The sequence below is a fragment of the Streptomyces sp. NPDC094147 genome, from assembly GCF_044764265.1.
Taxonomy (GTDB): Bacteria; Actinomycetota; Actinomycetes; order Streptomycetales; family Streptomycetaceae; genus Streptomyces.
The window spans coordinates 1-20,184 of the sequence record NZ_JBIWHT010000008.1; the positions used below are offsets into that span (position 1 = coordinate 1).

At 70.9% G+C, this 20,184-nt stretch carries 14 protein-coding genes and 1 pseudogene; 12 read left to right on the top strand and 3 right to left on the bottom strand.

Annotated elements, in window-relative coordinates:
• The 3 genes and pseudogenes from ACIQ8J_RS14740 to ACIQ8J_RS14750 all read left to right on the top strand — a co-directional run.
• Positions 1-348, top strand: a pseudogene (locus ACIQ8J_RS14740) (sugar ABC transporter ATP-binding protein); the annotation flags it as partial.
• Between the two features lie 76 nt (positions 349-424).
• On the top strand, positions 425-1,594 hold the full coding sequence (locus tag ACIQ8J_RS14745) for an ROK family glucokinase (RefSeq protein ID WP_403272353.1): 1,170 nt from the start codon (positions 425-427) through the stop codon (positions 1,592-1,594).
• The gene (locus ACIQ8J_RS14750; RefSeq protein WP_403272352.1) at positions 1,594-2,181 is read left to right on the top strand and encodes a hypothetical protein; all 588 of its coding nucleotides are present in this window, start codon (positions 1,594-1,596) and stop codon (positions 2,179-2,181) included. The genes ACIQ8J_RS14745 and ACIQ8J_RS14750 overlap by 1 nt, the downstream gene beginning before the upstream one ends.
• A gap of 35 nt (positions 2,182-2,216) precedes the next feature.
• On the opposite strand, the gene ACIQ8J_RS14755 is transcribed toward ACIQ8J_RS14750, so the two are convergent.
• Positions 2,217-3,752, bottom strand: a complete 1,536-nt coding sequence (locus tag ACIQ8J_RS14755) for an alpha/beta hydrolase (protein ID WP_403272351.1) — start codon at positions 3,750-3,752, stop codon at positions 2,217-2,219.
• On the opposite strand from ACIQ8J_RS14755, the gene ACIQ8J_RS14760 reads away from it, so the two are divergent.
• From ACIQ8J_RS14760 to ACIQ8J_RS14795, 8 genes are all read left to right on the top strand, one after another.
• The gene (locus tag ACIQ8J_RS14760) at positions 3,652-4,212 is read left to right on the top strand and encodes a DNA-binding response regulator (RefSeq protein WP_403272350.1); all 561 of its coding nucleotides are present in this window, start codon (positions 3,652-3,654) and stop codon (positions 4,210-4,212) included. The genes ACIQ8J_RS14755 and ACIQ8J_RS14760 overlap by 101 nt on opposite strands.
• Positions 4,213-4,667: 455 nt before the next feature.
• Entirely contained in the window at positions 4,668-7,805 is a 3,138-nt protein-coding gene (locus ACIQ8J_RS14765; RefSeq protein ID WP_403272349.1) for a DUF6603 domain-containing protein, read from the top strand.
• Between the two features lie 19 nt (positions 7,806-7,824).
• Positions 7,825-10,074 (top strand): hypothetical protein, encoded by a 2,250-nt coding sequence (locus tag ACIQ8J_RS14770; protein ID WP_403272348.1) that lies wholly within the window; start codon positions 7,825-7,827, stop codon positions 10,072-10,074.
• A 62-nt stretch (positions 10,075-10,136) separates the two neighbouring features.
• Positions 10,137-13,778 carry a hypothetical protein gene (locus ACIQ8J_RS14775; RefSeq protein ID WP_403272347.1) on the top strand — a complete coding sequence of 1,214 codons (3,642 nt, stop codon included), beginning with the start codon at positions 10,137-10,139 and terminating at the stop codon, positions 13,776-13,778.
• Positions 13,775-14,869, top strand: coding sequence for a hypothetical protein (locus ACIQ8J_RS14780; protein ID WP_403272346.1), 1,095 nt, complete (start codon positions 13,775-13,777; stop codon positions 14,867-14,869). The genes ACIQ8J_RS14775 and ACIQ8J_RS14780 overlap by 4 nt, the downstream gene beginning before the upstream one ends.
• Before the next feature lie 58 nt (positions 14,870-14,927).
• On the top strand, positions 14,928-16,481 hold the full coding sequence (locus tag ACIQ8J_RS14785; RefSeq protein WP_403272345.1) for a cell surface protein: 1,554 nt from the start codon (positions 14,928-14,930) through the stop codon (positions 16,479-16,481).
• Between the two features lie 47 nt (positions 16,482-16,528).
• Positions 16,529-17,677: a hypothetical protein gene (locus tag ACIQ8J_RS14790; RefSeq protein ID WP_403272344.1), complete on the top strand. Its 1,149-nt coding sequence runs from the start codon at positions 16,529-16,531 to the stop codon at positions 17,675-17,677.
• A 364-nt stretch (positions 17,678-18,041) separates the two neighbouring features.
• Positions 18,042-18,314 carry a hypothetical protein gene (locus ACIQ8J_RS14795; protein ID WP_403607833.1) on the top strand — a complete coding sequence of 91 codons (273 nt, stop codon included), beginning with the start codon at positions 18,042-18,044 and terminating at the stop codon, positions 18,312-18,314.
• A 35-nt stretch (positions 18,315-18,349) separates the two neighbouring features.
• Here the strand turns inward: ACIQ8J_RS14795 and ACIQ8J_RS14800 are convergent, their stop codons facing one another.
• Positions 18,350-18,550 carry a hypothetical protein gene (locus tag ACIQ8J_RS14800; RefSeq protein ID WP_403272342.1) on the bottom strand — a complete coding sequence of 67 codons (201 nt, stop codon included), beginning with the start codon at positions 18,548-18,550 and terminating at the stop codon, positions 18,350-18,352.
• Between the two features lie 73 nt (positions 18,551-18,623).
• Here ACIQ8J_RS14800 and ACIQ8J_RS14805 point away from each other — a divergent pair, with 73 nt between their 5' ends.
• Positions 18,624-19,202, top strand: coding sequence for a transposase (locus ACIQ8J_RS14805; protein WP_403272341.1), 579 nt, complete (start codon positions 18,624-18,626; stop codon positions 19,200-19,202).
• Between the two features lie 453 nt (positions 19,203-19,655).
• Here ACIQ8J_RS14805 and ACIQ8J_RS14810 read toward each other — a convergent pair whose 3' ends face one another.
• Positions 19,656-19,928, bottom strand: coding sequence for a hypothetical protein (locus tag ACIQ8J_RS14810; RefSeq protein ID WP_403272340.1), 273 nt, complete (start codon positions 19,926-19,928; stop codon positions 19,656-19,658).
• Positions 19,929-20,184 lie beyond the last annotated feature (256 nt).

Genomic DNA, 20,184 nt, shown 5'->3' on the forward strand with positions numbered 1-20,184 from the left:
ATCGCCCGCGCGGTGTACTTCGGGGCCAGGGTGCTGGTGCTGGACGAGCCGACCGCGGCGCTGGGGGTGAAGCAGTCCGGGGTGGTCCTCAAGTACGTGGCGGCCGCCCGGGACGCCGGTCTGGGCGTGGTCCTCATCACGCACAACCCGCACCATGCCTACCTCGTCGGGGACCGGTTCGTGCTCCTCAAGCGCGGCACGATGACCGGCAGCCATCTGCGCTCCGCCATCACCCTGGACGAACTCACCCGCCAGATGGCGGGCGGCAGCGAACTCGAAGAACTCAGCCACGAACTCCAGCGCGCCACCGGGCCCGGCGAGCCCGGCGGCCCGTCCGACAGCGAGTGAGCCGGCCGCCCCGGGCCACCGGGGCGGCCCCTCCGCGCGAGGTCCGCGTTCCGGCGGGGTGGCAGAATCGGGCTCGATGACCACGTACCGCGACTTCGCCCTAGCCCACCGGGGTTCCGCCCGTGCCACCGTGCTGCGCACCGTAGGCACCCGGGAACGCCGCTCACACCTCACGGCCCCCCGGGTCCCCACCGTCGGCATCGACATCGGCGGGACGAAGGTCATGGCCGGCGTCGTGGACGCGGACGGCAACATCCTGGAGAAGCTCCGCACGGAGACCCCGGACAAGTCCAAGAGCCCCAAGGTCGTCGAGGACACCATCACCGAGCTCGTCCTCGACCTCTCCGACCGGCACGACGTGCACGCCGTCGGCATCGGCGCGGCCGGCTGGGTCGACGCCGACCGCAGCACCATCCTGTTCGCCCCGCACCTCGCCTGGCGCAACGAGCCGCTGCGCGATGCCCTCCAGGCCCGCCTGGCGGTCCCCGTGATGGTCGACAACGACGCGAACACGGCCGCCTGGGCGGAATGGCGCTTCGGCGCCGGACGCGGCGAGGACCACCTGGTGATGATCACGCTGGGTACCGGCATCGGCGGCGCGATCCTGGAGGACGGGCAGGTCAAGCGCGGCAAGTACGGGGTCGCCGGTGAGTTCGGCCACATGCAGGTCGTGCCCGGCGGACACCGCTGCGCCTGCGGCAACCGCGGCTGCTGGGAGCAGTACAGCTCCGGCAACGCCCTGGTCCGCGAGGCCCGGGAACTGGCCACCGCCGACTCCCCTGTGGCGTACAACATCATCGAACGCGTCGGCGGCAACATCCCCGAGATCACCGGGCCGCTCATCACCGAACTGGCCCGCGAGGGCGACGCCATGTGCGTCGAACTGCTCCAGGACATCGGGCAGTGGCTGGGCGTCGGCATCGCCAATCTGGCCGCCGCGCTCGACCCGTCCTGCTTCGTCATCGGCGGGGGCGTCAGCGCCGCCGACGACCTGCTGATCGGGCCCGCGCGGGACGCCTTCCGCCGCCACCTCACCGGCCGCGGCTACCGCCCCGAGGCGAGGATCGCCAAGGCGCAGCTCGGCCCCGAGGCGGGTATGGTCGGCGCCGCCGACCTCGCCCGGCTGGTGGCCCGCCGCTTCCGCCGCGCCAACCGCCGCCGCGTCGAGCGGTACGAGCGGTACGCCAAGGCCGCCGAAGCCGTCCGCAGGACGGGCACCACCCGCACCACCCAGGAATCCGACTGATGACCCCATCCGACCGCCCCGCAGTGCCGCGCCAGTCCTCGCCGCCGGACGAGAAGCCCCCGGAGACCCGGCGGCAGATGATCCGGCGGCGCTGGATCACCGCGGTGATCATCGTGTTGCTCATCGGCGTGCCCGCGGGCTATCTGGCGATCTCCGCCGAGCAGAGCCGCACCAGCGGCCGCGACAGCGAGGCGGCTTCCTCGCCGCACGGCCTCCAGCACGACTGGCCGTCCAAGACCCAGCGGCGCATCTACGACGTGCCGGTCCCGACGGACGCGATCTACGTCGCCTACTACGAGACGAACAGCTGGAAGGTCAGCAAGCTGTACGTCCAGTTCAAGACGAGCGCGGCGGGCCTCGCCGAGTTCATGAAGGACACCGGCACCAGTACGGCCGCGCTCAAGCCCGGCAACGTGACGATCGTCGCCGAGGACGCCCAGAAGGTCGGCTGGACCTTCCCCGCGGGCCACGACTGGGCGGGCACCACCCACGCCCAGAAGGACCCGCTGCCGACGCAGAACATCACCGTGGATGAGACGGACCCTGACAAGCCGGTCGTTTTCGTCGTGGCCACGGCAACCCCCTGACCCCTCGCCGGGGAGCGGGGGAGCCGGGTGTCGGGCTATGAAACGTGCTGCGCCTGGCAGGTGAGGTCCTTGGCCGGGAGCCTGCCCGTGGTCAGATAGGCCGTGGCGCTCTTGTCCGCACAGGAGTTGCTGACACCGTAGACGCCGTGCCCCTCGCCTCCGGCGACGGTGACCATCCGGGAGCCGTGCAGCGCCCGGTGCATGCCTTGGGCCCCGGCCAGGGGCGTTTCGGGGTCCCATTGGTTCTGCAGGATCAGCGCACCGACCTTGTTGTTCACCGTCGTCGCGGGCTCGCTGCCCTGCTTCCAGAAGGCACACGGCTTGATGCCGGACGCGAAATCGCCGTACAGCGGATACCGCGCCTTGTCGCGGATCGCGTCGCGCCGGTACTGCCCGGGGTCGCGCGGCCACGACGTGCGGGTGTCGGCGCAGAGAACGGCCCAGGCGCTCGCGGCGTCGTTGTCCGGGGGAACGTCACGGGCGGACGCCGACGGGACGGGGCTCGGGTCCTGCTCGGGCGTGCCGGACGGCGCCGGCTTCTTTCCCTCGGCCGCCTTCTTCAGCTCGGCAACCCATGCGGCAGCGCGCTGAACGCGGAAGAACGTGGCGCGCTCGGCGCGGATGGCGTCACCGGTGAGGAGTTCCCCGCCGACGTCGATGGGCGTGTGGTCGGCCCGGGTGACCAGGCTCCAGAAGGTCTCGCGGACCTCGGCCGGGGTATCGCCCAGGTTGTACGTCGTGTGCCGCCGGGCGGTCCATTCGCTCCATCTCGTGAAGGCGGGCTCGGTCCCCGCCGCCATCGCCTGGAACATCCCCCGTCCGTACAGCGCGGGGTCGACGGCACTGTCCAGCACGAACCGGTCGGTCCGCCGGGGGAACATCTGTGTGTAGACGGCGCCGAGGTAGGTGCCGTAGGAGTACCCCAGGTAGGAGATCTTCTTCTCGCCCAGCACGGCACGGATGACGTCCATGTCGCGAGCGGTGTTGCGGGTGGTGAGGTGCCGCAGCGTGTCGCCCGCCTTGGCCTGGCACTTGGCGGCCACCGTACGCGCCCAGTCCACATCCTTCGCGAATGTCCCGGCCTTGTACGGGCGTTCAGGATTCTGTTCGTCGTCAGTCAGCCCGCAGCTGACGGGAGAGCTCTGCCCGACGCCCCTCGGGTCGAACCCGATGAGGTCGTACTGTCTCTTCACCTCCTCGGGGAGGTGCGGTACCGGGCTGACCGGCATGTCCAGGCCCGGCCCGCCGGGGCCCCCGGGGTTGAGCAGCAGAACGCCGCGACGTTCCTGTGCGCTGCTCGCCTTCAGCCGGGATATGGCGATGTCGATCGTCTTGCCGGGATGGCTGTAGTCGCTGTAGTCCAGCGGCACCTTGAGAGTCGCGCACTGATAGGTGGCGGGGTTCTTCGTGTCGCAGCGCTGCCATCGGAGCTTCTGCTCCGTGTACTGCCGCAGCGGGTCCTTGGGCGCAGTGGTCCGGGAGGCGGCGAAGGCCGTTGCGGGTGCAAGCGCCGAGATGACGGTCGCCGCGGTGCCGATGGCCAGAAGAGATGCCGTTCGTCTGTTTCGCACGAGGGTGCAGGTCCTTGCCGAGTCGGCCGAACCGCCGAAGGTCGTGGTGATCACCACCTTCGAGAACGACGGCTACGTCACCGCCGCGCTCAGCGCGGGGGCCAGCGGGTTCGTCCTCAAACGGCTTCCGGTCCGGCAGATCGCGGAGGCCGTGCGGGTGGTGGCGGCGGGGGAGGCGATCCTCTTCCCGGCGGCGCTGCGCCAGATGGTCGCCGCCCGCCCCCTGGGCTCCGCCGAGGCGCTGCCGAAGGCGGCGTTGACGGGGCGGGAGGAGGAGGTGCTGCGGTCGATGGCCACCGGCCTGTCCAACCCGGAGATCGCCGAGTCGCTCACGGTGAGCCTGGAGACGGCGAAGACGCACGTCGGGAACGTGCTGACCAAACTCGGCGCGCAGAACCGGACCCACGCGGTGGTGATCGCGTACGAGTCCGGCCTCGTGGTACCGGGGTTCGCCGGCTGAGGCGGCCTGAGGTTGCCAGACCCCGTACGGACCCTGCGCGTCTGGGGGCAGCGGGTGCCGCGGTCGTAGGCCACCCCGGCCAAGGGTTGGGGTTTGCTGCGTACATCCGTGACGGGGTCGCATCTGCGGCTCGGTGCAGAGAGCCGCCGCGCTGTCCGATGAGGACGGCCGTCGCCGCCGGGCAGCTCGTGGCCTTACATATGCGGTGTCGCATATTCGGCCGTATGTCGGCTCCTTTGCCCGGCGGGGTTCTGGGACCCCTGGGCTGCCCCTCCGTCCCCGCACCAGGGGGAACAGGACCATTCATGGCAGTGCAGGCCGATTTGCCCCCTGACTGGAAAACGGCCGCAGGGCCCGGGAGTTGAACCGTACGTGAGACGTCGGTCACCCAGTGCGTGCCATGATGCCGCCCGGTGCCGGGTCCGGCGCCGACGGCCCTCGTCCGGGGGGAATTCATGGCCCTTTCCTTGCAACAGTTACGCAGGCTGTTCCCCGTTCCGGGCGGGGATTTCGAGCTGCCCGTCGACCTGCTCAACGATCTTCCGGGGGTCGGCCCACTGCTGGCGACCTGGCTGGACTCGGCGGATCTGACGGTCCGGACCACCGTTCCCGACCTGGACGAACTGACCGTGCAAGGCGCGTTCTCCTTCACGGTGGCCGACGGGCCGTGCACGGTGCTCGTCTCGTTCGGCATCAGCAATACCGACTACGTGAACGCGATGACCCTCGACTTCGCCCTTCCGGCGACGGCGGACGACGCAGGGGAGGAAGACCCCTTCGCCCTGCACCTGGTGCTGTCCGCCGGTGCGGACCTCTCCGCGTCGCTGGCGCTGAGGTTCGCCGACGCGGACGGCAAACCCAAGGAGATGCTGTTCGCCGCCTCCTACGAGGGCGGCGTCCTCACCGGCAACTTCTCCTCGGCGGAAGGGATTTCCTGGAACGACGTCGCCCACGCCATCGGCACTTCCCCCACCGATCTGCCGCCCGCGCTCGTTCCTGTTCTCCATCAAGTCGTGTTCAGCTACGCCAAGCAGAAGAAGGCGTTCGTGCTCTCGGCCCGCACCGGGCACGTGCAGCTGGCCTTCGCCTCCCTGCCGCAGCGAGCCGCTGCCGGGGTCCCCGGAACACGGCTGCGCGCGGTGCTGCTCCAGGGGGAGTTCAAGGCGGGGATCGCCGATCTGCCCGCGATCGGCGCGCAGATTCCGCTGGACGAGGATCTGCTGTTCGCCGGGCTCCAGGCGTTCCATCTCTCCACTGCGCTCAAGGCCGAGAAGGTCGCGGCGCTCAATGAGCTGCTGGCCGGGGTCGCGGTCGAACTCGGCTTGCCTGGACGGGACTTGACCGTCGGAGGGTCGCTGGCCGTGACCGCCACCCTCGGTATCGTCGACAAGACCCACAGCCTCGTGTATCCGCTGCGGCGTCGGCAACAGACCGTTGCCCGGCGGGCCGGAGACGTGTTCCCTTCCGAGGTCAGCATCCCCGTCGACGCCGTCTTCGGCCCGCTCCGCATCCACGAGCTCGCCCTCTCCTACACCGACGGCACGGCCCGCATCACCCTCGACGCGACGCTCGACTCCGGCGGTCTGGAGCTGAGCGTGAACGGGCTCGGCTTCGAGATTCGGCTCGCGGACGGCAGCTGGGACTTCCGGCCCACCCTCGGCGGGCTGGGGCTGCTCGTCGAGCGGCCGCCGGTGCGGATCGGTGGCGCGTTCCTCGTCAAGGAGAAGCAGAAGCCGTACGACCTGCTGTTCGCCGGCATGGCCGTGATCGAGGTGCCGGTGGTGAGCGTCAAGGTGCTCGGTGCCTACGCACGGGCGGAGGGCGGGTATCCGTCGCTGTTCCTGTACGGCACCCTGGGCGGACGGCGCGGCATCGGCCCGCCCCCGTTCCAAGTGCGCGGAGTCGCGGCCGGGTTCGGCTACAACAGCTCCGTACGTCTGCCCGCGCCGAGTGAGACGCCGTCCTTCCCGTTCGTGTCCGAACTGGGCAGCGGAGGCGAGCAGCGCCCGCCGCTGGACGTGCTGGACGACCTGCTCGTCGGGACCGGCGGCAATCCGCCGTGGCTGAGCCCCGCGCAGGGGCAGGTGTGGTTCGCCCTCGGGCTCGACTTCACCGTCTTCCAGCTGGTGGAGGGCAAGGCGCTGGCCCTGGTCGAGTTCGGCGACGACTTCACCGTCGCCGTGCTCGGTCTTGCGACCGCCTCGTTCCCGGTCTCCGGGCGGGCCTACGCCCGGATCCAGCTCGCCATGCAGGCGCTGTACACCTCCGCCGACGGGATGCTCGCCCTGGCGGCGGAGCTCACGCCGCAGTCGTACGTCCTCGACCCCGAGTGCCGGCTGACGGGCGGACTCGCGTACCGGACCTGGTTCAGCGGCGACCATCAGGGCGACTTCGTGTTCAGCCTCGGCGGCTACCACCGCGACTTCGACAGGCCCGGCCACTATCCCGAGGTGCCGCGGCTCGGCTACACGTGGGGCATCTCCAACTGCGTGACCGTGCGCGGCGAGGCGTACTGCGCGCTGACCCCGTCGGCGTTCATGGCCGGTGGCCGACTGGAGGTGTCGTTCCACTCGGGCATCGTCGACGCGTGGCTGGTGGCCCGGCTGGACGTGCTGATCCAGTGGAAGCCCTTCTACTTCCGGCTCGGTATCGGGGTACGGATCGGGTTCGCCGTCGACCTGTGGCTGTTCACGGTCCGCGGGGAGGTCGGGGTCGACGTCGATCTGTGGGGGCCGCCCGTCGGCGGCATCGCCACCGTGCACCTGTGGTGCATCGACTTCGACGTGTCGTTCGGGGCGAGCGCGGGCCGCAAGCCCGAAGCGGTGAACTGGAACGAGTTCCAGGAGCAACTCCCCGCGCGCGATCAGATGCTGCGAATCACGCCGCTGACCGGGATCCTGCCCGAGACCGAGGACGTCCGCGCACGTCGGCGGGCCGCCGGAGACGACCGGTGGGTGGTCTCCGCCGACGGGTTCTCCTTCGCCACCGCGACCGCGCTGCCCGCCTCGGAGGCGACGGCCGGATCGCGGCGGGTCGAGGGCAAGACACTCGACATCCGGCCCATGGAGGCCACCGGTCTGTCCTCCCGGCACAGTCTGCAAGTGACCCTGAACAGCGCCCCGTTCGACCCCTTCGCCCCGTCTCTGCCGGAAGAGCAACGCTGGCGGCTCACCCCGGAGCGGACCAACGTGCCCCAGGCCCTGTGGGGCAGGGGCGACCCCGATCCCACGGACCAGCTGGTCACCGGCCAGCTCATCGGGGTCACTGTCACCGTACCCAAACCGGTGGACGGCCCGACCCCCGGCGAAATGACCGACGTCTCCCTCGGGTTCGAGCCGCTCGACCCCAGCGACGCCCTGCCCATCACCCCGGGCGATCGGCCCACCGGACCGGTGCCCCGGCCCTGGCAGCCGGGGACGCCCACCACCATCGCGGCCATCGCCACCGGAATCGCGACGACCACTGTCGCCGCCCGGAACGCACTGCACGCCGAACTCTCCGCACTCGGCCTCGAACCGCCCACGCACGACCGCCTGGACGGCTTCGCCGCCCTCGCCGCCAGCACGTTCACCGCCGAACCGATGACGATCTAGCCGCGCGAGGGCAGCAGACATGACATCCACGGCACGAACCAACTGTCCCGAGGACGAACCCCGGTTCAGCGTCCACTTCCACGACGACCACGTGGCCCCCGCACCGGCCGGCCGCTACCGGCTGACGCTCAACCACCAGGTGTCCGGCGCCGGGGTGGGCAGCGACAGCCTGCCGCCCGCCGAGCAGGAATTCGACGTCCGCGCACCGCAGTTCACACTCGACGAGTCCTTCGTCCACGCCGTCCACCCGGCGCCCGCGGCGAGCGGCGCCTTCGAGTACGTACTGCCGCACATCACCCTCAACCGGCTGATCCTGCCGTGGGAGCGCGTTCCCGGGGCCTCGGCACCCGGGCTGCCCTGGCTGGCCCTGCTCCTGTTCGCGGAGGAGGAGCTGCCCGAGGATCCCAAGTCCCAGGGACACGTGGGCACATGCACGGTTCGTGAGCTCCTCTCCACCTCCGACAGCGGTGTTCTCGTCCCCGGTATCCGCCTCGGCGATGTGCCCGCGGAGCTGCACGACAGCGAGTGCGCCACGGTCGACGTACCGTCGGACGTGTTCGCCGCGCTCGTCCCCCGCCGCGCGGATCTGCCCTATCTGTGTCACGTCCGCAAGGTCGGCGACCTGCAGGCAGCTCGCGTACGGGGACGGGACGGTGAGGAGTTCGAGGTCGGTGACTACGCCGTCGTGACGGCGAACCGCTTCCCGCGCACGGCCGGCCGGTACGCCGCGCACCTGGTCTCGCTGGAGGGCTTCGCCGACCACCTCGACGGCCGGCGGCCCGCACAGTCTCTCGTCCGGATGGTGTCCCTGCGGGCCTGGTCCTTCGAGGCCGTGCCCGATGCCGACAGCCATTTCGACGCGCTGATCCAGCGGATGGCCGACGACCCGGCCGGCCTCGGTCTGCGCCTGAACCCCCAGCCGCAGACCGGAGCCGCCACGGGCCCCGCCACCGAACGGCTCGGCCTCGGCTACGTGCCCGTGAGCTACGGACTCCCCTCGGGAGAACGGACGTTCGCCTGGTACCGCGGCCCGTTCACCCCGGTCGTGGCGCAGAACGTACCGAAGCCCACCGCCTACGCGGACGCCGACGAGGCGCTGGTCTACCTCAACGACGCCGGGGTCTTCGACGTCAGCTACGCGGCCGCGTTCACCCTGGGCCGGTCGCTCGCGCTGTCCGACTCCGCGCTGGCGAGCGCGCTGACGTCCTTCCGCTCGCGGTCGCGGCGCACCCTCGGGCGGGCGCTGAGGCGCGCCACGCGTACGGGCGAACGTGCCGACACCGCCGCGCTGTTGGGCGCCCACCCGGCACGCGACCGGTTCCATGAGCTGATCGGTGACGGGCTCGGCAGCCGTCTCCACGCGGCCGCCACCGCGCCGCCCGCCGACCGCGCCACAGCGCCCGTACCGCGCCGCCGGGCCCGGGGCGTGCCGCGGCCTCCGGCGATGGCGGGGCTGAATGAGCAACTGCGCGACGGCACGCGGCGGGAATTGCTGCGGCACGCGCTGGCCGACGACCTCGGTCCGCTGCTGGGCGCCGTCGCGCAGGTGACCCTGCTGGCCGCGACCCCGCTGCACCATCTGGTGCCGGACGCGCGCATGCAGCCCCCGGAGAGCCTGCGCTTCTTCCATGTCGACCCGCAGTGGTGTGCGGCGCTGCGCGACGGGGTGCTCAGCACCGGGATCGGAACCTCGCTCGACGCCGCGGTCAACGACCTCGTCCGCGACATCCTCGAACCGCCGACTCCGCTGTCCGGGCTCCTGATGCGGTCGGCGCTGGTGCGGAACTGGCCCGACGTGGTGGTCGAGCCGCTGGGCGCGGACCGGCCGGAGCCGCTGGACATCGTGGACCGAGTGATCATCGGCCAGGACCTGCTGCTGTGCCTGATCGACGGCGTGCCCGACCAGGTGGTCTTCCGCGAGCCGCACGAGGGCATCCACTTCGGCATCGACAAGGACGCCCGCGAGATCGAGCGCATCCGCCTGCGCCGCCTCACCGAACCCGTGGGGTGCCCGCTCGGCGCGTACTTCCCGCCGGAGGGCGAGGGGAACATCACCCGCTTCCTGCGCGCCGCCACCGATGCCGGTACGGCCGAGATCCTCCAACTCGCCGTCGGTGACGACCCGTTGGTCCCCGCGCTGGCCGCCGCACTGCGGGCGGCCGGTGAACTGGGCCCCGACGACACCCTCACGCCCGGCGCACTGGCAGTGGAGCTCGTCAACGCCCCGCAGCGCATCTCCTTCACCCCGGGCCGGACCGGCCGCCGGTGACCCGGCCGACAGCGAAGGCGCCGACCGCGAAAGCGTCGACAGAGACAGTGAGGACGAGCACGATGAGCTCTCAGCCACCCCTGATCGTCCCCGTCCAGGTGGACGCGCTCCTGGTCAACGACGGCGTGCTGCGCAACGAGACATTCCACCGCTGGCACGCCAGATTCGACCGGCTCGACAAGCGGCAGCCGCCCGAGCCCGACCCGTACGACACCGCCGCGAGCGACCCGAACCCCGGCATCCATCTCCAGTGGCTGATCCCCGACGCGCTGCGGCGCGGACGGCAGGACGGTCCCGCCGGGCGGGTGAAGTTCCCGTTCGTCCCCAACCGTTGGCTCGTCGTCCGCTACAGCCGCCCGGCCGACCAGCCCGACGACACGCCGTCCGCGGCGGGCTGGATCGTCGACAGCGACTGCCTCGGCGACGACGGCGAGACGCCCTTCCTCGACCCGTGGGCGGACGGCCTGGAGCCGGAGTGGATCGGCCGCGTACACGACCTCGGCCGCCGCCCCTGGGAAGAGCCCGAGGGGCGCCGGCAGTTCCTCACCGCGGTGGGGCCTGGCCTGCCGACGTTCGCGATGTTCCAGCCGTACAACGAGAACGTCTTCTCCTTCCGCGACCCGCTGACCGGTGTGGACGGCCCGGTCCTGCTCAGCTATCTCGTCGTCGGCTGGTACTCGGAGGCCACGTGGGACATCCTGACCACCGCGCCGGGCGGGAACGTGCGCGCCCTGCTCGACTCCTTCCGGTGGTCCACGGCCGACGAAGCGCTCCGCCCCGCCCGCTCGTTCTACGCGGGGACCGCGCTGCGGCTCCTCTGGAAGCGTGACGGCGACTCGCCGCGCAACGGCAAGCCCGGCGTGGACGAAACCCGCGTCGCCGTGGGGCACATCGCCCCCGACGCCGAGACCGCCCTCCACCCCGCCACGCTGGACGACCCCGAAGCCGCCCTGTTGTGGGAGGCGTTCACCTACGACCTGCTGGACGTCCTCGACGAGGACGAGGAACACGCCCTCGACCAGGCCACTCACCGGACCTGGTTCGGCGCCGAGCCCGGCGGCTACACCTGGCGCGTCGTCGACCGGCCCGCCCCCGCCGACGGCGCCTGGCCGCAGCGAACCGCGCGGCAGATCGACGACGAGCGGCAGTGGCTGGCCGAACTCAACGCCACCCAGGCCGAACACGACCACGCGAGCCGTGAGTTGGCGAGCCTGCAGCAGCGGCTGTACGGGCTGTGGTGGCTGCGCGGGCGCGAGCGCCGACCGGGCCAGGGGTGGGATACGGCGTGTGACAACCAGCTCGATCCGGACTGGGTGGGACCGGACGAGGAGAAGTCCGTCGCCGGGCAGGTCCGGGAGAAGCTCACGGACATCTTCGGCCCCGGGGGGCTGCGCTCGCGCATCCCCTGGGGGGACACCGCCGAAGAACTCGCGGACGCCGTGGCGGAGTACGGGCACGAACCCGCACCGGGGCGCGAACTCCAGCGGTGCGCCGAGCCCGAGTTCCACCGCGTCCCCGACCCGACGGTCATCGTCAGCGGCGCCAAGCTGGACCGGCCGCTCACCGACGAACAGGACCTCTCGTGCCGCACCGTCGCGGAGACGGTGAGCGCGGTCCGCATCCGCGAGCAGATGGTCGAGCCGCCTTCCGAGCTGCCCCGGCCGGATCTGACCCGGCTGCCCGAACCCGCTCTCCTGGCCGCTCTCCTCGGCGAGTTCTACCTCCTCGACCGCGCCGCCGTCACCCCGGGCCGCGCGCCCGGCAAGACCGCCCTGGACGAGGCGCTGGAGTATCCCGGCGCCAACGTCACCGGCACGCTTGCCCGTTGGACGCGCTCGTGGGAGCGGCAGCCCTGGTCGCCGCTGTTCGTCATCTGGAAGACGAACGTCTACCCGACGCCGTACCGCAGCGCCGGCGAGGACAACTGGGAGTTCGACGGCACCGGTTACCGCTGGAAGGGCAGCAACGCCGTGACCGCCCCGACCGCCCTCTCGGGGCGCGCCATGCTCAACCCGCTGCCCGGGTTCAACACCCGGGCCCGTCTCGCGCAGCACGCCGCGACGCATCCGCGCGGACCCGTGGCGAAGCTGCTCGAACTGCGCCAACAGGCCGATGACTGGGACATGCTGTCCCAGAGCCTCGACGGCACCAACGACTGGCTGGCCCAGCATTCCCCGTCGACCAACATCGCTCCCGTGGGCGCGCTCGGGGATCTGACCGACACCAGCAAGTCGCGGGTATCGCTGAGCGAGGTGCCCGACCCGGGGCCGGGCTCGGCCGGCGACGGCCGGGAGTTCCGGCCGGTCCGCGCGGGGCAGTTCACCTTCGAGGAACTCCTGGTGGTCGACCGGTTCGGCCAGTCCCTCGCGATCATCAGCACGGACAACGTGCGCCGCTACCCGGTGGAGCGCGCGGACAGCGTCACGCCGGACATCACCGTGCATCCCGACGATCCGGATCGCTGGGTCGAGCTGCCGCCGCGGATTCTCCAACCCGCCCGGCTGCGCTTCGACTTCGTCTCGGCGCGTGACGACCAGCACCGCATCGACGTCGACGCGGGCCCCGGTGAGGCCGACGGGCAGACACCGCTCTGCGGCTGGCTGCTGGCCAACCGGCTCAGCAACTCCCTGCTCGTGCTCGCCCCGGACGGCCGGGGGCTGGGCGAGATCCGTACCGTACTGGACACCGCGCACCGGCAGATCGCCGTCTGGTCCCCGCTGCCCGGCTCGCCCTACCCCGACGTCGAGGCCGGTTCGCCGTCCGAGCGGGAGTTCGCCGCGGACCTGCCTCATCTGCACGGCTTCGTCACCGAACTCCTGGATCCCCGGCGCGGAGCGCCCGCCTTCGCCGAACTCCTGGCCGTGGTCGACGCCGCCATGTCGGCGACCGCGCCCGGCGGGGACGACGACAGCCTGGCCGCACTGGCGGGCCGGCCGCTGGCACTGCTGCGGGCCCGGCTGGGGTTCGAGCTGGACGGGCCTGCGATGACGTCCTCGTCCTGGGGCGATGTGGTGGCCCCACCGGCGCCGGAGTTCACCGACTACCTGTGGAACGTCCGGCTGGGCGCGGCGGACATGCTCGGTGACGGGCTGGCGGGGTTCTACGCCGATACCGACTACACGCGTCTGCACAGCGTCGCCGAACTCACCTCGCCGCAGTACGCCGTCCCCGTCGACGGCCAGGAGATCGCGATCCCGGCGCGGCCCGCTCCCGGGCCCGCCGGTGCCGGGAACGCCGAGGCGGCCTGGGTGACGCTCCTCGCCGACCCCTGGGCCGCCGTCCACGCGGTCACCGACATCCTGCCCGTGGGGCGGCTGCTGCTCCCGCCGACGTGGGTGCGCGAGCCCCTGTCCCGGATCAAGCTGTCCTTCCGGATGGGACCGCTGCTCGCGGGGACACGTGCGGTGCCGGGGGAGGAGGGCGACGCGCCCGTCGAGCACGTGGTCATGCCCGGCCCGTCGGGCTGGCGCGGTACTTGGGCGTGGGCCGAGCCCACCGTGGGCACTCGCCTGACGGCGACGGGTCCGGAGAGCTGGACCACCTTGCCGCTGGCGGAGCCCGATGCGGCCCTCGCCCTGTCGGACGCGGCACCCGCGGCCCGTACCGGATTCCTCCAACTCTCCGGCGCGCTGGGGGAGTTCGATGAATCCGCGCGTCGCAGGCCGCCCGTCCAGAACCCGCCGGCCTCCGGGAGCACCTCATGACCGCCGCTCTCTCCTATGCGGTGCACACCAGCCCCGCCCCGCTGCGGGCCGGCCAGGACGCCACCGTGCGGATCACCGTCACCAACCCGGGCCCCGACCCCGTGACATGCGAGGGGATCACGGTCACCGTGCCGACGGGGCCGGGCATCGACGCGCTCACCTCCGTACCGGAAGCGATCACGGCCCGCACCGACGACGCCGGCTGGCTGCCCGAGCACCGGGGCGGCGGGGTCTTCGCCGTACGCTCCACCGCTCCCGGCGCCCAACTCAAGCCCGGCGCACAGTTCGAGGTCACCCTCGACGGCATCGAGGTCGGCCGGACCATCGGCACCGCGACGCTCGGCATCAGCGAGGTGACGGGCTCCGGCACCCTGCGCCGTGAACACGCCACGGGCGGCAGGCTGCTGGCCAAGGCGCCTGCGGACGCGCTGCTGGAGGACTTCGTGCCCGACCGGGTCTCCGTCCAGAACGGCGAGTGCGTGACGCTGACCTGGAAGTGCTCGCCGGGCCCGGACTACGATCTCTACTACGGCACCGAACCGCCCGTGCGCGTCAACGACTTCATCGTCGACGGCAGCGGATCCTGGCCTTCTCCTCCGCTCCACACCGCCACGGCCTTCATGCTGCTGGCGTCGACGAAGGACGCCGGTGGGTCGCCCGTGACCTACGGTCTCACCACCGCCGTGATCGTCAGAGAGCCGGACCTCGTGGTCGGCAGTCTCGACGCCAACGGCAGCGTCCGCCTCTTCGGAGCGGTCCAGGAGATCGCCGGAGGCACCCAGTCCAAGACGTCCACGTACTTCGCCGACACGGACGGGGTGATCACCGGCTACATCAAGACCGCCGAGACCGGGAACCCGGCCTACCTGACCGTCACGGTCACGCCGAAGGACGCACGACAGTCACCGCAGCAGTTCGCGACACAGTCCTGGGACCCCCGAGGGGGCGATCAGAACCAGGAGGCGAGCCTGCTGGTTCCCGTGCCGCGGAACTCGACGGTGAAGGTGGTGCAGAAGGGGGACGGCGACTTCGACGCGTCCGTCACCTGGTTCCCGTTCGGCACCGGACCGTTGCGGGAGTACCAGCCATGACCCTGCCGCGGGAGTACGAGCCGTGCACCGACCCCGACGGACGCGAGGAGCCCCGAACATGACCGAGACCACCGCCGACCACACGCCCGCGGGAATCGGCGCCGCGTTCAGCGTCCCCGACACGGGGGGCGCTCAGGCCGCCGTCTTCATGATCCGCGGAGGCTGGGCCGTCCAGCACGACGCGGCACTGAGCGAGCCGCCCCGGCGCGGCACCACCGTTCGCGAGCTGTGGCCGAACCTTCCCGGCGCCTTCCCGAACGGCTTCGACGCCGCCTGCTCGACCAACACACCACGTGTGTATCTGTTCAAGGGCTCGACCTGTGTGCTGTACGACATGGAGCGCAACGCGCCGGTCGGCGGTGTCGCCCCGATCGAAGGCAAGTTCCCCGGCCTGCTCAAGGACGATCCGGCCTTCACGGGAGGGATCGACGCAGGCCTCCCGGCACCCGACGGCACGATCCACCTCTTCCGTGGCGACCGGTGGGTCAACTACGACGTCGAGTACGACGAAGTGGTGGACCGGGGTGCGATCGCCGAGCGCTGGGGCAGCCCCGAGTTCCCGGGCTCCGAGGTCCACGGCGGCGTGGCGGCGGCGTTCAACTCCCCGAACAGCCGCAACGGCTTTCTGGTCGCACCCGGCGGGAAGCGCTACGTGGAGTGCGACACCCGCACCCACCGCATCACCTCGGCCGGGAAGGCGCTGCGGGACCGCTGGCCCTACCGCACGTTCGTCGGCGTGGTCGAGGAGACCGAGGGGATGCTGTGGGTCTTCGACGCCGCGAGCGGGCAGAAGATCCGGCAGGTCCAGGCCGGCCGTTCCGGCAGCGTGTCGATCGCGCCCGACGGGTTCCGGGCACTGGCGCCCGTCGACCGGGACGGACAGCTCGCGCTCGTCGACATCACGGCGGGCACCCGGACCACGCTGGCGACAGGGGGACGGCCGTACGGTGTGGCGGCGCTCCCCGACGGTTCCGCCGCGTACGTCGGCGATACGAGCGGGCCGTCGATCCGTGCCGTCGACCTCACCACCGGTACCACGACGTCGATCGACGTGGGCAGCGACGTCTACGGACTCGTGGCCGCCCCCGACGGCCGCTACGTGTACGCCAGTTGCTACCCCCGGGCCGAGGTGGCGGTCGTCGACACGGAGAGGCAATCGGTGGTCCGCAGGCTCGACGCCTTCAACAAGCCGAGCCAGACGGTGATCACCCCCGACGGCAGCGTGCTCGGTATCGCCAGCTCCGAGGCGGGCAACGGCTACGTCGTCCTCGCGTCCACGTCCGGCGGCAGTGCCCGTACCGTCCGGATCGGACAGGACGCCATGGGCGTCGCCGCCTCTCCCGACTCCCGGATCGTGTACGCGGTCGACCTCGCCTCCGAGGTGAAGGTGATCGACATCGCGAGCGCGAGCCAGATCGGCGCGATCGGTGGAAGCGGACGGCTGTCCTCGGTCGTGGCCGATCCCGACGGCCAACACCTCTATGTCACCGCCTACATGGGGAACGCCGTGCAGAAGCTCTCGGTCTCCACCGGTGAGAAAGTCGACGAATTCCCCCTGGGAATGTCGCTGAACCAGTACGCGTACGTCGGCATCGGCCAGGCCTGGGGCTGACCGGCGGTGATGCGGTGACGACCGGATACGAAGGAGGAGTTCGCGCCATGGGAAGCGGGCGAGCGGACGACGAGGACCCCTGCGTCCTCGACTACAGGGTGGTGGCCGAACCGGCCCCGATCCAGGTCTCGCAGGGATCCACGCCCGCGAGGGCGACCCTTCGGATCACGGTCACCAACCGTCATGAGGAGGACGTCGCACTGGATCGGGTCCGCTTCTCGTTTCCCGAAGGGAGCGGGCCCGATGACCTGACCGCCAATCCACGGAGCGCCAAGCCCAGGATGGCGCCCGAGACGTCGGCCTGGGCATTCGAGCGCGACGACGAGGATCCCGCGACATTCTCGCTGTACTCGCCGCGCAACCGCCCCTTCAAGCCCGAGGACAGCTTTGACCTCACTCTCGCCGACATCGAGGTCAACTCGACCGTCGGAACCAGCAAGTTGGCAGTAGCCGAGCACATCAGGGACATCGACAGGCCCAACCGCAAGGAAGAGCTCTTGGCGAAGGTCCCGGCGAAATTCACCGTCGGCGACTTCCGTCCCCGGCACATCCTGGTCGACAGCGGCAAGCCCGCCGAGCTGACCTGGCGGGGCGACTCCCTCCCCACCGCGACGTACACGATCCTCCACGACGGCGAGCCCGAGGACGTCACGAGAGTCAACTACTGGAAATCACCGGCACTGCACCACGACACCGCGTTCGCGCTCGTGGTCGAGGTGACGGGGGTCCACGGTGTCGCCAAGTACGCGATGACCACTCTGGTCACGGTCGCCCGCCCGCATCTGGTGGTGCGTGACCTGACGGTCAACGGACACACCGACCTCACCCGCATTCCGGCCGAGTTCGACCTCGGCGGCGAGTCCAGCCGTACGTACACCGCCGAGACCGACGGCTTCCTCATCGGGCATGTCCTCGCGGACGAGGACGTGCCCGACCGAGAGGATCCGCCGCCCACCCTGACCGCCACGGTCACCGCCGGCGCGGCCGCCCCGCGCACCACCAGCGTCCAGTCCCGCCAGGCCAAACGCGACGGCGCCGACGGCAGCGACCCGGGCAGCCGGCTGATCGCGGTGGTCCCGCGCGGGGCCACCGTCGTCGTCGGCCACGCCGGGACCACGTCCAGCACGCACCGCCTGGCGTGGCTGCCTTTCGGCAACGGCGAGTTGAGGGAGGCCGAATCCGCTGGAGGACGCTGAGGCACTGATCTCCGCCGATGCCTGGCGGTGCGACAGGTGCACACCAGCCCCACGACCTGCACCTTCACGATGCGCACCGCTCAGTGATCCCTACGTTGTTGCACGGGCTGAGCGAGCCATTCGTTGGGCTGGCTTACCCAGGGGTCCGGGTGTGGCTCTCAGTATTCTGCCGTCCATGGTCAACGTCGATCGGCCGCCCGGACCCTACGGCGACCCGGCTGCTGATTTAGAAACTGCGACACCGATCGCTCAGTAGGGACTTGACAGCGAGGTCGTCCGGGCACCTGTCCGCGTACGACCTGCGGAGACGAACGTGACAGCGATCCGGGCCGGCATCGGCGCCGGGAAGAACCACCACCACTGCGTGGCCATCAACGACACGGGAAAGCGACTGTCGTCCCGACGGGTGGCCAAACGACGAGACAGAACTGATCAAGCTCCTGGGCGACGTGCTCGCCCTGGGCGATGTCACCTCGTGGGGCATCGACCTGGCCGACGGGGTGCCGCCCTGGTCATCACGCTCTTGCTCGACCATGGCCGGCAGCTGCTGTACATCCCTGGCCGGGTCGTCAGCCGCGCCTCCCCGGCAATGTCGGCCCGCTGGTGCTGCTGGCCGGCCAGCAGACCCCGGCCGTGATCCGCCGCACCGGAACCACGGGCCTTGCCGCTTGGTTACGCAGGCGGAAGGTGCGCGGCGCCGACCGGCTCGCGGCCACGGCTGTCCGGGCAGCCGAGGGCCAGCACGCCTCTCTGCGGGGTGAGCGGATCACCGCCCACCTGGTGCAGGTCCTCGCCGAGGAGGTACTGGCCCTCAACCAGAAGATCACCGAGACCGACCAGCTCATCGCCAGCCGCTTCCAGCAGCACCAACACGCAGGCGTGATCACGAGCGCCCGGGATCGGCCCACTGCCGGGGGCCGAGTTCCCCGCCGCCACCGGCGGAGACATGGCCACCTTCGGCCGCGTCGACCGACTCGCCGCGTTCGCCGGAGTCGCTCCCGCCGCGCGAGACTCCGGTCGGATCAGCGGCAACCTCCACCGCCCCCACCGCTACAGCCGCCTCCAACGCGTCTTCTGCACCTCCGCGTTGATCAGTATCCGATGCTGTCCCGCCTCGCGCTGCTTCTACGACCGCAAGCGCGCCGAGGGCAAGCGGCACGTCCAGGCAGTCCTCGCGCTCGCCCGCCGACGCGTCAACGTCCTGGGGCTCTGCTGCGAGACGGGCGCCACTACGGCCCGACCCCCTCGTCACTGCGGCCCGGGTGTCGCCGGGGCCGCAGGGCACGGTCACCGTCGCCGCGATCCGTCTGTGACTTCGTTCGTGGGCGGCAATCCGGTTCAGGGCGTCAACGTGCCTGACAGGATGGCCAATCCCGCCCGCCGATCACCGTCCCAGATCAATGTGGTGTCCGTGCCGGACATCCGGCCCCACAGCACGGGCAGAAGCTGCTCTGCCGACACGGAGAGCGTGGCGACAGGAACGGCCAAGTCGCCATCGAGGCACGCGGAACGCGGAACGCGTTGAGCTCATCATGCAGGTGGTGAAGCAGCGAAGCCGAGTTCATGACCGGTGAACCTAGCCCAGCCCTCTGAGGAGGCCAGCTTCACGGCCCACCTTGCCCAGGCCGAACGCACCTTGCCCGAGCCCCACCGGTCCAGGCCTGGGCTGCCGCCTCCCGGACTCCCAGCACTCGCAGAGGAACGCTTGTACCAGGAAAACGGTGCGCCGGCCTCTCAGCTCTGCCGAGAAAACAGACATGGCGGGCAATCTCAGAGGCGGCGGCCCCCATCTGAGAAGAACGGGCACCGCGGGCCATCTGGGATACGGACGGCACCGATCACCCCACCGCTTGCTCTACCGGGACAACCATCCCCCGCCCCCCTCACCAAGCCCCTGAACTGCGGGTACCGCCCGCATCCGCAGCCTGGTGAGCGAGGTGGTCGACAGCACCGTGAGAACCCGTCCTCGAACCTGGCCTCAGCCGAGCAGGCCGCCCAGCAGTCCGGTCACGGTGCCCAGCAGTCCGGTCACGGTGTTCAGGAGGCCGCCGAGGAGGCCTCCTCCGTCGGAACCGCCACTGCGGGCTTCGTTGAAGCCGGTGTCGTCCTGCACGACCGCGGGGCCGTGGTGGTGAGTACCGGCCGGCACGGCCGCGGCAGCGGATGGAACCAGCAGCGTCAGGCAGAGCACCGGAGCGGCGATGACCGCCGCGACCCGGGCGCGGGTCGATTTGCGTATGCGATGTGACATGGCTGTCCTTTCAGCGGGTCGCGAGGACCGCGACGCGATCACGCTCACCCAGTTCGATGCGTCGCGCAACCTGAAATCACTCTCAGTAGTCGCGGAGGCGGGACTCGGCGAGTGCGGATGTCGTGTTGCCTACCTGCTCTCACGGAGGCCAAGTCACACCAGAGGGCGACTGTGCCGCCGGTGAGGGGGATGATGCGCCGGCCGGGTGACTGGTGGTCGGGTGCGGATGCGACGGTGATGCCGATGCCCGTTCCGT

Bases quoted from the DNA above. Each gene is read 5' to 3' on its own strand.
- ACIQ8J_RS14745 (WP_403272353.1), top strand. From the start codon at position 425: ATGACCACGTACCGCGACTTCGCCCTAGCCCACCGGGGTTCCGCCCGT.
- ACIQ8J_RS14750 (WP_403272352.1), top strand. From the start codon at position 1,594: ATGACCCCATCCGACCGCCCCGCAGTGCCGCGCCAGTCCTCGCCGCCG.
- ACIQ8J_RS14765 (WP_403272349.1), top strand. From the start codon at position 4,668: ATGGCCCTTTCCTTGCAACAGTTACGCAGGCTGTTCCCCGTTCCGGGC.
- ACIQ8J_RS14770 (WP_403272348.1), top strand. From the start codon at position 7,825: ATGACATCCACGGCACGAACCAACTGTCCCGAGGACGAACCCCGGTTC.
- ACIQ8J_RS14775 (WP_403272347.1), top strand. From the start codon at position 10,137: ATGAGCTCTCAGCCACCCCTGATCGTCCCCGTCCAGGTGGACGCGCTC.
- ACIQ8J_RS14780 (WP_403272346.1), top strand. From the start codon at position 13,775: ATGACCGCCGCTCTCTCCTATGCGGTGCACACCAGCCCCGCCCCGCTG.
- ACIQ8J_RS14785 (WP_403272345.1), top strand. From the start codon at position 14,928: ATGACCGAGACCACCGCCGACCACACGCCCGCGGGAATCGGCGCCGCG.
- ACIQ8J_RS14790 (WP_403272344.1), top strand. From the start codon at position 16,529: ATGGGAAGCGGGCGAGCGGACGACGAGGACCCCTGCGTCCTCGACTAC.
- ACIQ8J_RS14805 (WP_403272341.1), top strand. From the start codon at position 18,624: ATGGCCACCTTCGGCCGCGTCGACCGACTCGCCGCGTTCGCCGGAGTC.
- ACIQ8J_RS14810 (WP_403272340.1), bottom strand. From the start codon at position 19,928: ATGTCACATCGCATACGCAAATCGACCCGCGCCCGGGTCGCGGCGGTC.